This is a genomic window from Tissierellales bacterium, from assembly GCA_025210965.1.
Taxonomy (GTDB): domain Bacteria; phylum Bacillota; class Clostridia; order Tissierellales; family JAOAQY01; genus JAOAQY01.
This window is the reverse complement of record JAOAQY010000139.1, coordinates 1-13705: the sequence shown is the minus strand read 5'-3', so window position 1 is coordinate 13705 and position 13705 is coordinate 1. Positions and strand designations below refer to the sequence as shown.

Genomic DNA, 13705 nt, shown 5'->3' with positions numbered 1-13705 from the left:
TCTTTACTTTTAACTAACTTCTACTGATTGACCCTCCGCTTTTCCTCATCATAAACAATATAAATCCAGCTAACCCAACCACTACAGCTGTCACTATACTCAATTTGATCATAATCATAGAAAGTACAGCTATAGATCCTATAAATACTCCAAGTCGCAAATCTGCCCATTTGGCACGGTGACTTTCCCACACCTCTTTACTCCAAATTCTCTTATAGCTTGCCCATGCAAGCATTGCTATGAGACCAAATTCTAAAGCTATTGGAAGATTTACATACCCGCTATCAGCATCGAGTTTTATCGATGCGCTCTCTTTTAATACATCTAGATAAAGACCTCTATTTACACTCATAATTAAAAATCCTATTATACTAGCTATAGTAACAACCAAAACAGATAAAACTAACGATTTACCGAGAGAATATTCCTCTACTCTATCATTTATTCCAATCAAAAAACTCGTACCAATACTAACAATTATAGATACACTTATAATTGAATATATCATCGTCTTTTCGTCTTGAACTCCTAAATTATTTAAAAGTAATACACCTAGCATTATCCCAGCTAAAAACCAAATAGACAAAATCAATGTATTCATCAATCGCCTTTCTTTAACGCTCATAGCTAAATATATCACAAATATAGCCAACAAAAGTTTCCACATTCCAAGTCCATATGAAAACACAATCGAAACCACACCAATAACACCCGTGATTCCAAGTACCCATTTAACCAAAAATTTGTCCGTATACCACATAAAACTCAAACTAAACAACACTGTCAATACTCCATACATAACAAAAGTCATGATTTTCCTCCTTCAATATCATAATTACCCATTCTAATTTTGCATTCTTTTCAAAATTATTCAACACAAATTACGCAAAACATATCTTTAGAACACAAAATAACTCAGCAAACCAAATTTTCACTTCAATTTGCCGAGCAATATAATATTCGTTCGCACATCAGCTAAACTTCCATCCATTTCTTCCATTTTGCTTTACATAATACATATTTTCATCAGCTCTAGAAATTAAAGATTCTACTGTGTCATTTTTTCTAACCATAGACGCTCCTAAAGACGCGGTAACAGATATTTCATTCCCCTCTGGCAATCTGAGTTTACTCTCCCTTACAAGTATGAGTAATTTATCAAGTATCTGAGGAAAACTATCACAGCTTATACCTTCAAGTATAATCACAAACTCTTCGCCACCCCATCTTCCAACAAAGTCTATAGATCTAATCGCTTGATTCAGTGTTTGAGCTATCATCTTCAGTACCTCATCTCCAATATTGTGACCATAATTATCATTCACGTATTTGAAATGATCAATGTCTAAAAATACTATCCCAAACTCTTGCCTATCTCTTTCGAATTCGTCTAGATGAAGGTTGAGTGTAGATTCTGTAGCCCTTCGATTTGGAACTTTCGTCAATTGGTCTATATAAGCTATGCTTTTCAGCTCTTCTTCAGTTAAATCAGATGCAAACGCTTTTTTCGACTGCACGAAAACCTCAGCGGCTCCAACTAGCTCTCTCTCATCATTGTACATTGGAAACACCTTTACATTTACCTTCAATCTATGCCCATCTTTGTGATGCAAATACACAGTTGTAATTCTCATTTGCTCATCTTTAAGTGTTTCATGCAAAGGACAACCATTCATGCACAATTGTCTACCATTTTCGTCCATATGATTCAATATATTTTCATAGCAATACTTCCCCAAAATTTCATCCGCCTTAAATCCTGTAATTCTCTCTGCACCACTATTCCAAAATGTAATTTTTCTGGTTTTATCTACAAAATAAACTCCTTCGTAAACATTATTTAGCATTTGTTCGTAAATTATCCCCCGCATAACCTTCCCCCCATCACTTAAAATAAATACTACCTACCCTTATTAAATACCACTAAATTCAACAATCAAACCTCAACAGCAAATAAGTTACCTTAGTATGGTGCCAGGCACCATACTAAGGTAACTTATAATGTTAATTATGAATAGAATCTAACCACTAGTACATATTTATTATCTTTACCATGTAACAAATCTCATCCTCATTTATCTTGAATCTATAGACATCTTCCAACTTCTCAATTTCTCGCTTAACTTTATCAAATACATACTTATTTTCATCTACAAATGCCTCTTTGTCATCAAATACTATATGCTCCCCTCTCACAACCCTCTCGAGGGCACAGCCTATATGTATTATGAAATTTACCAATTGATCTTCATCCATTTGATTTGCAAGCTCCAATTGATTCAAAAACTTGTCAATATGAGCTATCGCAAGCTTAGGATTTATAAGCAGCAAATATTCTTCTAATATCTTCTCAGCAGATTTTAGCATAGAACTCTGCTTGTCTTGAATCCTTTCAATCTCATTAACCTTGACTTCTATAAGTTTAAGTAACTCATTTTGTCCTTTTTTTCTGAGTATATTTTGGACTGGAAAATAAGGAATATCAATATTTACATCAACTGTTCCAACATAAGCTATAAACTCATAATCCTCCTTCAAACGGCTCAAATAAGCTTTGTTTCCATTCACATGTTCATAACTAGCTGCTATTATTCTCAATTGCTTCTCATTTCCAGTATCCTTAATCAATTGTTCCAAGACATTTTTCACAAGCTTTCCAGCACCTTCACCAGTAACACATAGACATAGTATAGCTTTTTTTCTCACTATTTTTTCTCTCTTAATCATTTGATTGTATATTGCTTCTAGTCCTACATCGCCGTAACTTATCTTTCTAGTAGCCTCTAAAATCATAGGTGTTGATACATTTGGTATCACCCTTACCGGAAGTCCTAGTTCTCCCATAAGCTGATCACCAAAATGAATTAGCGAGCCCATATCCACAAGTATTAGCCATTCTTTATTTGAATAACTCTTTATAAGTTTTACTGTATTTTCATATGTTACTCTTACAGACTGATCAAGCGGCATATCTATAGATTTTACACAATCTGTATTTAACAAACTATTTACAACCCCTGCCATACTTGTAGCCGTTTTCTCTCCATGTGCTATTACAAGCAAGCCCGTTTCACTGATATTCTTAGCATGCTCTTTCTTCAAATGCTTATCAATAAGCAATGTCAAAAATCCACGTTCATCCTCTGGTATCTCTATTCCAAATGCACTCTCAATATTCTTTACCCACTTTCCACTTATCTCATAATACTCTGGATACATCTCTTTTATTGAAAGTAAATTGTGATTAGAAATAGTCTTTCCAGCTCTTAGCCTCTCTAAAAGTGCCTGAAGGTGAAGAGCTAAACCAAACATTAAACTTCCATCAAAATCAACATCTTTTTCACAAGTAATATTCTTAGTCAAATCAACCGAAATGTCAGCAACTTCCCTCTCAACTATTTTATATAGCGCTCTGATATTCAAAACTTCATGACATTCTTTTATTTCCTCTATCTCTCTTTCATAATGACCATAAATTGATTCAGTAATACGCTGATCTATTAGTTTTATGTCCATTCCTTCATTTTTGTAACTCTCATATTTGTTTAGTATATCTTCGTACAAAGAACTTGACGAAAGACAATCTCTAAATACTCCATCTATAACCCAAGGTTTCTTTATTCTATTCAAAAAATTTTGTTCCATCTTAGGCAAATTCACTATATTGAAAACCGCCTCTTTGATATTTTCAGGAAGCATAGAAAATTCTACCTCCATGCAATTTGATTCATTCTGTATAGAATTCAAAAATACGCGAGCACATAGTAGTTTTATATCTGATTCTAATTGTCCTATATTTCCGCTACACTCGTAAATCAACAGCGCCTTCATAACTTCTGGAACTATGGAAATAGTTTTTCCAATCTGCTCTACTTCTCTTTCAAATATAGAAACTATCATCTCAAGTCTTTCCGATATCGGTTTTTCCTTCAAATTAGGAAGGTGAATCATTACAGGAAGTCTTCTCAAAAATGTCCTAAGCAAAACTTCCTGTGGATTCTCCGTGGTCGCTGCAATTACCAGCACCCTACTCTTTCTCTTATATCCAGCTTCTCCCATACGTCTATATAGACCCTGATCCATGAGATAAAATAGCATCTCTTGACCATCTGGCGGCAATCTGTGAACCTCATCTAAAAACAAAACCCCTTCATTAGCCTCTTCTATGAGACCTACTTTATCTGAATCTGCTCCAGTATAAGCACCTTTTATATGTCCGAATAAATGAGACATGAGAAGCTGAGGATTATTATAATAATCAGAACAATTAAATGATACGAATGGAAATTCTACATTTCTTTTTTTCTTTGCATATAAGTGCATCTTCTTTGCAAAAGTAGTCTTTCCAACTCCACTCTCTCCAGTCAATAATGTGTGCAAACCATTTGGAGGATATAACATAGCCGCTTTAGCTTGCTCTATTGCCACTCTCAAACTATCACGAAAGCCTATGAGTTCATCAAAAACTCTAATATTTCCGCTATTTTGCGCACTAAAACTAACTACGTTTTCGCTAGACCATTCATATCCATATCGTTTAAGCATATCATCTGCTATAACTCTGCTATCAATGAATCTCACCGGTCTACCTATTAGCTTCACCAATTTTTCTTCTTTGACTAATTGATTCAAAAGAGCGCTCGCATTTGACCTTTGTATACCTAAATTCTCTGCAACTTCTCGAGCATCAATTCCAATATTTTCAAGTGAATGACCCTTCTCCATATCTTCACTCGATTCGAATTGAATTCTGATATAATTTAAAACCCTATCTATACTCTTCATAACTCACCATCCCTACTCCCATTTTCGGACGATTTATAAAATTCTGAAAACCCTTACTTCATTATATCACAAAACTTACTGCCCTATCTCTTCTGGATAAGCCCATTTATCAAACTCATCTTGACTTATTCCACCAATTCCAGGATTTATAGTAATAGCCCTGTAATAAATTTCTGCAACTTCTTCTATATATACTGCCTTCAAAAATGCATCATACAAATTATTAACAGACGTAGCCAATACTCCGTGTTTTGACATCAAACAACAATCCGACTCTTTTAAAGGTTCGACAATACTTTTAGCCAAATCCACTGTCCCCGGACGTCCATATGGTGCTATAGGCAATTTTGCTCCGTATGCTATAGACTCATATGTTATTGGTGGTATCTCCTTATCTAGTACAGCAAATGTCGTTGCAAATTTCGAATGGGTATGAGCTATTGATTTCAAATCACTTCTAGTTTTATACACCTCTAAATGCATTAACGATTCGCTACTAGGTCTTACCGATTCCATTTTCTCTATAATCTTTCCATCTAAATCAATTACACATACATGTTCATACGTCAATTCATCACGAGATACCGCAGACGGAGTAATAACTATATATCCACTATCCTCATCTCTTATGCTAAAATTCCCCGATCCATGCTTGCAAAGCCCATTGTCATCAGCAAGTTTTGCTATTCTAACTACTTCTTTTTTCAATTGTTCTAACATCAAATTACCTCCTAAAATTATGCTATATCTGCTTCAATTATGCAGCTTCTTGCTCCAATTTTGCATTTCTCGTTTTCATGTGGCGATAATACCAAAATGAAAGTCCTATATATCCAATTAACATAACCAAACCGATTACATCGCCATTTACTATATTTGCTCCATGAGCCATTACCCATCTAAATCCAGGTGCTTCTAATCCAAACCAAGTAAGCGTCTGATTCGCAGGCACATCTATAGTTCCCACTTGCCTAGCTAAATCTGTTATCATAGGAGCAAACTGACTTGAAACTATTAGATAAAGAGGTGTGGTCATTATTCCTAGTATTATCATTCTAATCAAATCTCCACCAGTTACAACTAGTGCTGCTGCCACAAAACATATATTTATAATTCCACCAAGTGGCATCGTATTGCTAAGTCCTATTTTTGAAAACAGCACAGCTAAACCAAGCTCGATAGGAACTAGTACTATAGCTGCTACCCATACCTCTGATTGACCAGCTAAAAATGGCCAGTCCAAGCCAATATAAAACTCTCTTCCCTTAAATCTTTGCTTCATAAACTCTCCCGCCGCATCAGCAATTGGTGACAATGCCTGCATGAAAAGTTTCGCAACCATCGGAAATAACGTAAGTGCCGCCGCTACCTGTATAGCTGTGGTGAGAACACCTTTTAGATCATATCCTGCAAATGCAGCGATTGCTCCACCTACTATAAATCCCATAGTACTATTTTCTCCAAATATACCTATCTTCTCTCTAAGACCTTGAGCATCCATCTTTTTCGACTTGAGACCCGGTACGTAATCAAGCAATCTATTAAGTGGCGCTAATATAATTGCATTTAACATCATATTGTGAGGACAAGTTATTCCTGGAATATTCGTGATCTTTTCAATTTGTTTTTGCATTAAATCTGCATTTTTAAGCTCAAAAACCACTTGAACTCCTGCAATAGCAAGCGCTATTGGAACACTTCCAGTAATAGCTGCTACTATAACTGCTGTAAGTATCTTATTCCAAACATTCCACAAATCTACATTCAAACAATTTGTCCAACCAAATGCCAACATCACTAAATTTATAGCAATTTGAATCGGAAATATCATAAGCGCATAAGGCCACGCCCATGCAATTGCTGCTAGTGGTGACCAACCAACATCTATTGCATTTAACTGTATTCCCGTGCTCTTAACAAATGCATCTGCGGCTGGACTAATACTACTAAACATAAATCCAAGTACTACATTCATACCTATAAACGCAATTCCCAATGTAAGCCCCGCTGAAATCGCTTTCTTCAGTTTCATTTTCATGATGAGTCCAAGTAAAATCATTACAATCGGCAGAAAAATAGCTGCCCCTAAATCCAAAATATACTGCAAAATATTACCCAAAATAATTCCCTCCTTTTCTAAATTACGTGCCTTCCACCGCTTTAGAAAAATTAATTTTTCAAATACCCCTTTAGTTTTTCAAATTCAGCATCCATACCCATTCCTGTCAAAAATGGAATGCCATTGATTGTAGGAATACCCCAATCTTTACTATTCGGTGTAATCGATACATAAATATCACATTGACTTATTAACGTATCAATAGATTTGATGTCCACCGCCTCTACCGTAACCCTAAGACCTTCATCCTCACACATTCTCATGATTTTTGAAGCAACTGATTGCGATGTAGCCACCCCAGAACCACAAGCAACAATAATCTTTTTCATAATCAAAACCCCCTTAGCTTATTTTTGATGATAACAATTCAACTACTTTTTCAGAATCAGTCAAACTCTTGAGCTTTTTCAAAAATTCACCATCCGAGAAAATAGACATCAACTTTCCTAATGTTTCAACTTGATTTTCAGGTTTATCAATAGCAAGCATAAATATCATCTCAGCAGACACATCATTCACACCATTTCCCATTTCCTTAAACAAAATAGGCTTATTTAAATTTGCAAACAATATCCCAGCATTATTGACATGTTTTGCATCAGTATGAGGTATTGCAACCTGAACATTCATGGTAGGGAGCCCTGTTGGAAAAACTTTTTCTCGTTCTATCACAGCCTCTCCATAACTTGATTTCACATACCCCTGCATCTCAAGCTCCATAGCCAATTTATGCAAGACTTCCCATTGATTCTCTGCCTCAACATCTAAAAATACCAAATCTGAATTAATTAAGCTTTTATCTTCTTTCACTAGTATCACACCCCTTTCTGTCTATCATACTCTGCCCTTACATATTGCAATGACTATGCCAAAAAAGTGTATAAATTCTTCAAACGCGCTTGTTTTCAAAATAAACTGACAATTATCTTTTTTAAATATATACACTCCATATACAGATACGCTTATATTTTTTTAAAAAGCACAAATGAGCCAGCAGAAAAATAATTTGTATTTTTCTGCTGGCTCATTTGTATTGTATTGCACTTGTATTCTACTTAATTGTTTGATAAATAATCTCTAGTCTCATCATATTTCGGATTATCAAATAACTTCTTCGTTTCTCCTTCTTCTATAACGCATCCATCTAGCATAAACACAGTCTCATCGGCTATGCGTTTTGCCTGCGCCAAATTATGAGTAACTATTATTATAGTGTAATTCTTTTTTAACTCTAATAGCATTGATTCTATCTTTGAAGTACTCTTTACATCTAGCGCAGAGCACGGCTCATCTAATAGCAATATATCTGGTTCTATACAAAGGGCCCTAGCTATACAAAGTCTCTGCTGCTGACCACCCGATAGTTTAAGCGCACTCTTATTTAACATTTCATGTACTTCTCCGTATAGTCCTGTTACCTTGAGCTTATCTTCTATTATATCTTTTCTCTTTTTCTTGTCTATACCGTAGTATTTCATCGCATAAGACATATTCTTCTCTATAGAAATGGGAAATGGCGTTGGGTTTTGAAATACCATACCTATTTTTTCCCTGACGTGTTCCGCTCTCATATCCGAAATCTTATCTCCGCCAAGCAATATATCTCCTGATACCCTGCTCTCACTATTTTCATATATCATGAGATTTAAAGTTTTAAGTAACGTCGACTTCCCACATCCTGATGGACCTATTATTGCAGTTATCTTATTCTTCTCAAATGACAAATTTACATCGTCTAATATATGCTGCTTTCCAAAATAAACATCTAAATTCTTGATTTCTAATAAACTGTTGGTCATAGCTAAACTTCCTCTCTACATTGATAATATCGCACGCAAATTTCCCTAAAAAATAAAGTATTTAAAGAAACAACTTGGCTCATTTTCTAATGTTTGTATTTTATTCTTTTTTCCAGCTAAACAAAAGTGCAATTGCGTTAAACGATATTAGCACCAATACAAGAACAAATGACGTCCCATATGCTTTTTCAAGAGATATGCCTTCGCCAATTAGCATATAAAGATGTAGTGGAAGTGCCATAGCTGGTGAAAAAATATCCTTTATCCTAGATGCATAAAGCACACCACCTGTAAACAATATAGGAGCAGTTGCACCCATAGCAAAACACCCTGCAAGACTCATGGTGGAAATCATTTCCCTATAGCAAATAGGCAATACTAGGTGGATTATGGTATAAAATTTGTTCGTACCGAGTGCATATGAAGCTTCTAATATATCGCCATCTATTTCCGAAAAACACTTCTCAAATTTTACAGTCATGTATGGGAAAATCATTATTCCTAGAACTATTCCGCCAGTAAATACTGACACTCCAAACTTAAGAGCAACTACTAGAAAACTATATCCAAAAAGCCCCAATACTATGGATGGTATTCCTGCCATAGTAGATACAATCATACTAACTACTCTCTTCTTGCTTGCAGATTTAGTGTAAAATGAAAGGTCTATAGCAACTGCAAATGAACTTAGCGACGCAAGTACTATAGCTATCAGCATAAAACATATACTACCTATTATTGCTGGATATATTCCGCCTTCCGATCCAAGTGGACTTCCCTTTGGCTTTTGAGTAATGAACTCATAGCTCATCTCCTTAAAACCATTAAATCCAATGAATCCAAATATATACAACAACGACAAAATCACTAAAAACACACTGACTGCAAGCCATATCTTAATTCCGATATAGTGACGCTTCACACCATATGACTTTGAACTATTCTTTGTAACACCGCTTTTTGTAGCAATATTTTTTTTACAAATGTTTTTAGCACCGCTTTTTGAAATGTCATCGTTCGTAATCTTCTTATTATCAATCATTTGAATCCACCTCACATTTCATAGCCACCCTATTTATAATTATTAGTATAACCATGAGCACAAGCCCGGCTGCATACAGACTATGATAATGAACGCTTCCAATTTGAGCTCCGCCCATTTCAAGAGCTATAAGAGCTGGTATAGTCTGTGTTTTTCCAAATAATTTCGGAAAAATAGGAGTATTTCCTATAACCATCATGACAGCCATAGTCTCACCCATTGCCCTACTAAATGCAAGCATCGTAGCCGAAAATATACCTTTTTTGGTGCTTGGAAGTATGAGGTGGTATATCATATGCCATTTTGAAACGCCAAGAGCCATAGATGCAGTATCATATTTTATAACTACCTTGCTCATACTCGACTCACATGTCGATATGATATATGGAAGTATCATTATTGAAAGCAAGATGGCGGCTGCTAGAACAGATTCACCCGATGCCATGCCCAAATTTACCTCAAAGCATTTCACGATTACAATCAATCCAAAAAATCCGTATACTACAGAAGGTATTCCAGCAAGCAAATTCAGAACAGAAACCATAAACGTTCTAACTCTAGTGCTTGCATGACAGCTCAAAAACAATGATGTCCCAACTCCAATTGGCAGAGCTATGCAAAGTGCAATAAATGATGAAAATACAGTTCCAAGTATCATTGGAAGTATGCCTAGTAAAGCAGGCTCAGACGTTGGTCTCCATTTGGCACCTAGAACAAAATCAAATATCGAAGTATTTTCAAACACGTGAATGGCTTCTTTAAACACAAATGCTATTATCAATCCCAAAAGCAGTACTACACACCCACTCATGATTTTAACTATGAGTTTAAATATAGCTTCTAGTATTTCATAAACTCTCTTGCTCACCATTTCACCCCCAAATCAAAAAAAGCCCGCCAATCAACTTTTGGCAGACTTTATATTCTTATTTTTCAGCCACAAATCCAAGCTCTGAAACTATTTTCATTCCTTCTTCGCTAGTCATATAATCTACAAAAGCTTTTTGAGCATCTGTCAATTCTCCACCACAGATTACAAGTAACGGTCTAGAAATTTTATAATCTCCACTGATTATATTTTCAGCTGTAGGAGCTACTCCATCTATAGAAAGCGGACTAACCTTTCCTTCATTTTGATTTACAACACCAAACGAAGCATAACCTATTGCATTTTTATTTTCTATAATTTTTGTAACCAAAGCTCCCATCGACGGCGCTTGTATTACATTTTCGCTAACCTCAGTATCTCCCATAACCTTCTTAGCAAATACCTTATGCGCTCCACCGCCTAAATCTCTAGTAACAAGTACGATTTCTTCATGTGCTAATTCAGCATTTACCTCATCCCAAAACTTGTACTCACCAGAAAATATCTTTCTAAGATCTTCTGTAGATATTGAATCTTGAAGCTCATACAATTTATTCTCTGGATTTACTGATAGTGTAAGTGCATCAGTACCAAGTTTAAATTCTTGATATCCATCTATCTTTGCCTTCTCTTCGTCACTAACAGGTCTAGATACTAGTCCAAAACTACTCGAACCATCTATAGCTGACTTGACACCAGTTCCAGAACCTCCGCCAGATATAGCAATATCTATCTCCGTAGCATCAAACTTAGAATCTACTTTGTCCCAAGTACCATTCTCTGACTTAAAGTTCTCAGTCATTTTCGTTATAACTGGAGCTAATGTACTAGAACCCTTAAGTAACAAACTCTCAGCTTCTACTAGATCCTTTTCCTCTACTACAGCATCCTCACTCGCTTCTACAGAAACCTCTTTCTGCGTCTGATTCTCACTAGCCTTCGTTCCACAACCTGAAAGCATAGCAGTTCCCATAGATGCTATAAGTAGCATCAGCATAATTTTCTTCTTCATAATTTAAACTCCTCCCCAAAATGAAAATAACATCCCACATATACAATATTTCGTTCTATAAAATCTTCATTATTATAACAGAAATACTGGCATTAAGAGAAAGATTTTAGTTTATATAAGAAATTTCAATAGCTTCTTATCTTTCTATAAACAAAATTAATAACCCCCTTCATCAATAAGTTACCTTAGTATGGTGCCATAGTATGGTGCCAGGCACCATACTAAGGTAACTTATTAAGTTTAAATATAGTTTACCGAATGACTTGACAGAACTTTTGTTGGTGATACAATGAAGTTGATAATTTGAAATTATTTTGTGAAAATCAGTTATGAGAGGTGCTTTTTATGGGAAGAAGACCTAGAATCGAACTTTTAAATGCATTTTATCATGTCATTCAGCGCGGTAATAATAAATCTTTTATTTTCAGGAATATTGAGGATAAGATTTGTTTCGGTAATATCGTGAAAAATTATAAACAAGATTTGAACTTTGAAATTCATGGCTTTGTCATAATGAACAATCACTATCATATGATTATTCGACCAATCAATAGTTCTCTTCAAGAAATCATGCACAAAATAAACAGTAACTATAGCAAATATTATAATTATAGATATAATCATTGTGGACATGTTTTTGAAAAAAGATATAATGGTATCTGGGTTCAAGATGAAATTTACTTAATGGATTTACTTAGATATATACATCAAAATCCCGTTAAGGCAAATTTATGTAAAAATGTGTCAGGCTATAAATGGAGCAGTGATATCTATTATAGAAAAAATATAAAAAGTGATTTTATTGATACAGATTTTATCATGAATTTATTTTCAGCAGACAGACAAAATGCTACAAAAAATTACTCAGAATTTATGGAAACGTTTAATTCAGCAGATGAAGAATTCTTAGAAAATACGATTACTATAGCCGATCCTATTAAAAAATTAGAGCAAAAAAAAGATTGCGATAATAAAAATAGTGCTAAAAAAATAGAACGCAAAAAACACGCAGAAAATGCGCCTTCACTAGATACAATCCTATCAGAAATATCGCCGGATCAGGCTGTTTTTGACCTTATAAAAAGTGGCACTAGGAAAAGATCTATGAAAAAATACAAAAAACAATATGTAAAAAACGCAATTAAATACAATTATAAACTAAACGAAATTGGTGAAAATATAAATATAAGTAAAACAGCAGTAATTCATATACAAAACGACGATTCAAAATAATAAGTTACCTTAAGATGGTGCCAGGCACCATCTTAAGGTAACTTATTATTTGTTTGATCTCTTCTCCTCATGTGCACTGCAAATACACGCGGAATACACATGGCAAAACTATACTTAGTTTATAGCAAATAGCAAATGATGAAACCACAAAATAAAAATTTAGGAGGAATAAATTATGAACATGAAAAAATACCTTAGAAAATTATTACCATTGGCAATTGGAGGCATGATATTAGCAGGAAGCATGGGAACTGCATTCGCATCTAGTACTTTAAATGCTATCAGCTCAGCTGATTTCCCAAGTTTTAAAGAATTTATTTCAGCAGACGCCGAAAATCTAAGCAATTCTGATTTTAGTAAACTAGAAAAGTTATATAAAGAAATAGTAGAACTTGAAAAAAATGAAAAATTTGATCAAGCTGATAAGAAATGGAATGAATTCTACAAAATTCTTGATAAATATTACGACATCGATGAATTGGATAAAGATTTTGGCGTTGAAGCTATTGATGAAATTAACCTTCCAACTTTCAAAGAATTCTTAAAGGAATTTGGTGATATAACGCTGTCATCTGAAGATGAAAAAGCTGCTGAAAAAATTTACAATCTAATTCTAAAACTTGAAAAAGATGGTGATTATGGTGAAATCGACTCAAAATGGGATAATCTATATAAAATACTAAGTAAATATTGTGGCGATTGCGCTAAAGATGATGTAGATTGTGCAAACTATAATCTCCCTACTTTCAAAAAATTCATTTCAGATTTTAGCTATGAAAAAATTTCTGCAGAAGATATGAAAAATGCCGAAAAAATCTATAATGAAATAGTAAATCTTGAAAATGAT

Annotated in this window: 13 protein-coding genes; 2 read left to right on the top strand and 11 right to left on the bottom strand. The window is 34.5% G+C overall.

Going from position 1 to position 13705, the window contains the following annotated elements:
* Positions 1-13 precede the first annotated feature (13 nt).
* The 11 genes from N4A40_09795 to N4A40_09745 form a co-directional block, all read right to left on the bottom strand.
* Positions 14-811: a hypothetical protein gene (locus tag N4A40_09795; protein MCT4662140.1), complete on the bottom strand. Its 798-nt coding sequence runs from the start codon at positions 809-811 to the stop codon at positions 14-16.
* A gap of 160 nt (positions 812-971) precedes the next feature.
* Complete coding sequence (locus N4A40_09790; protein MCT4662139.1) at positions 972-1871, bottom strand: sensor domain-containing diguanylate cyclase; 900 nt, start codon at positions 1869-1871, stop codon at positions 972-974.
* 157 nt (positions 1872-2028) lie between these two features.
* Positions 2029-4785 (bottom strand): sigma 54-interacting transcriptional regulator, encoded by a 2757-nt coding sequence (locus N4A40_09785; GenBank protein MCT4662138.1) that lies wholly within the window; start codon positions 4783-4785, stop codon positions 2029-2031.
* Between the two features lie 75 nt (positions 4786-4860).
* Complete coding sequence (locus tag N4A40_09780; GenBank protein MCT4662137.1) at positions 4861-5505, bottom strand: class II aldolase/adducin family protein; 645 nt, start codon at positions 5503-5505, stop codon at positions 4861-4863.
* Between the two features lie 37 nt (positions 5506-5542).
* Entirely contained in the window at positions 5543-6904 is a 1362-nt protein-coding gene (locus tag N4A40_09775; GenBank protein ID MCT4662136.1) for a hypothetical protein, read from the bottom strand.
* Positions 6905-6954: 50 nt separating this feature from the next.
* Positions 6955-7233 (bottom strand): PTS sugar transporter subunit IIB, encoded by a 279-nt coding sequence (locus N4A40_09770; protein MCT4662135.1) that lies wholly within the window; start codon positions 7231-7233, stop codon positions 6955-6957.
* A gap of 13 nt (positions 7234-7246) precedes the next feature.
* Complete coding sequence (locus tag N4A40_09765; protein ID MCT4662134.1) at positions 7247-7714, bottom strand: PTS sugar transporter subunit IIA; 468 nt, start codon at positions 7712-7714, stop codon at positions 7247-7249.
* Between the two features lie 245 nt (positions 7715-7959).
* Positions 7960-8703, bottom strand: coding sequence for a phosphate ABC transporter ATP-binding protein (locus N4A40_09760; GenBank protein ID MCT4662133.1), 744 nt, complete (start codon positions 8701-8703; stop codon positions 7960-7962).
* 100 nt (positions 8704-8803) lie between these two features.
* Positions 8804-9745 (bottom strand): ABC transporter permease subunit, encoded by a 942-nt coding sequence (locus N4A40_09755; GenBank protein MCT4662132.1) that lies wholly within the window; start codon positions 9743-9745, stop codon positions 8804-8806.
* Positions 9738-10613 carry a phosphate ABC transporter permease subunit PstC gene (pstC, locus tag N4A40_09750; GenBank protein MCT4662131.1) on the bottom strand — a complete coding sequence of 292 codons (876 nt, stop codon included), beginning with the start codon at positions 10611-10613 and terminating at the stop codon, positions 9738-9740. Before pstC ends, N4A40_09755 begins: the two co-directional genes overlap by 8 nt.
* Positions 10614-10671: 58 nt before the next feature.
* Positions 10672-11625, bottom strand: a complete 954-nt coding sequence (locus N4A40_09745) for a phosphate ABC transporter substrate-binding protein (protein ID MCT4662130.1) — start codon at positions 11623-11625, stop codon at positions 10672-10674.
* Positions 11626-11970: 345 nt separating this feature from the next.
* On the opposite strand from N4A40_09745, the gene N4A40_09740 reads away from it, so the two are divergent.
* Complete coding sequence (locus tag N4A40_09740; protein MCT4662129.1) at positions 11971-12858, top strand: transposase; 888 nt, start codon at positions 11971-11973, stop codon at positions 12856-12858.
* Positions 12859-13033: 175 nt separating this feature from the next.
* Positions 13034-13705, top strand: a 672-nt coding sequence (locus N4A40_09735) for a hypothetical protein (GenBank protein ID MCT4662128.1), incomplete at its 3' end; no start/stop codon positions are given.

Bases quoted from the DNA above. Each gene is read 5' to 3' on its own strand.
- N4A40_09795 (MCT4662140.1), bottom strand. From the start codon at position 811: ATGACTTTTGTTATGTATGGAGTATTGACAGTGTTGTTTAGTTTGAGT.
- N4A40_09790 (MCT4662139.1), bottom strand. From the start codon at position 1,871: ATGCGGGGGATAATTTACGAACAAATGCTAAATAATGTTTACGAAGGA.
- N4A40_09740 (MCT4662129.1), top strand. From the start codon at position 11,971: ATGGGAAGAAGACCTAGAATCGAACTTTTAAATGCATTTTATCATGTC.
- N4A40_09760 (MCT4662133.1), bottom strand. From the start codon at position 8,703: ATGACCAACAGTTTATTAGAAATCAAGAATTTAGATGTTTATTTTGGA.
- N4A40_09755 (MCT4662132.1), bottom strand. From the start codon at position 9,745: ATGATTGATAATAAGAAGATTACGAACGATGACATTTCAAAAAGCGGT.
- N4A40_09770 (MCT4662135.1), bottom strand. From the start codon at position 7,233: ATGAAAAAGATTATTGTTGCTTGTGGTTCTGGGGTGGCTACATCGCAA.
- N4A40_09780 (MCT4662137.1), bottom strand. From the start codon at position 5,505: ATGTTAGAACAATTGAAAAAAGAAGTAGTTAGAATAGCAAAACTTGCT.
- N4A40_09785 (MCT4662138.1), bottom strand. From the start codon at position 4,785: ATGAAGAGTATAGATAGGGTTTTAAATTATATCAGAATTCAATTCGAA.
- N4A40_09745 (MCT4662130.1), bottom strand. From the start codon at position 11,625: ATGAAGAAGAAAATTATGCTGATGCTACTTATAGCATCTATGGGAACT.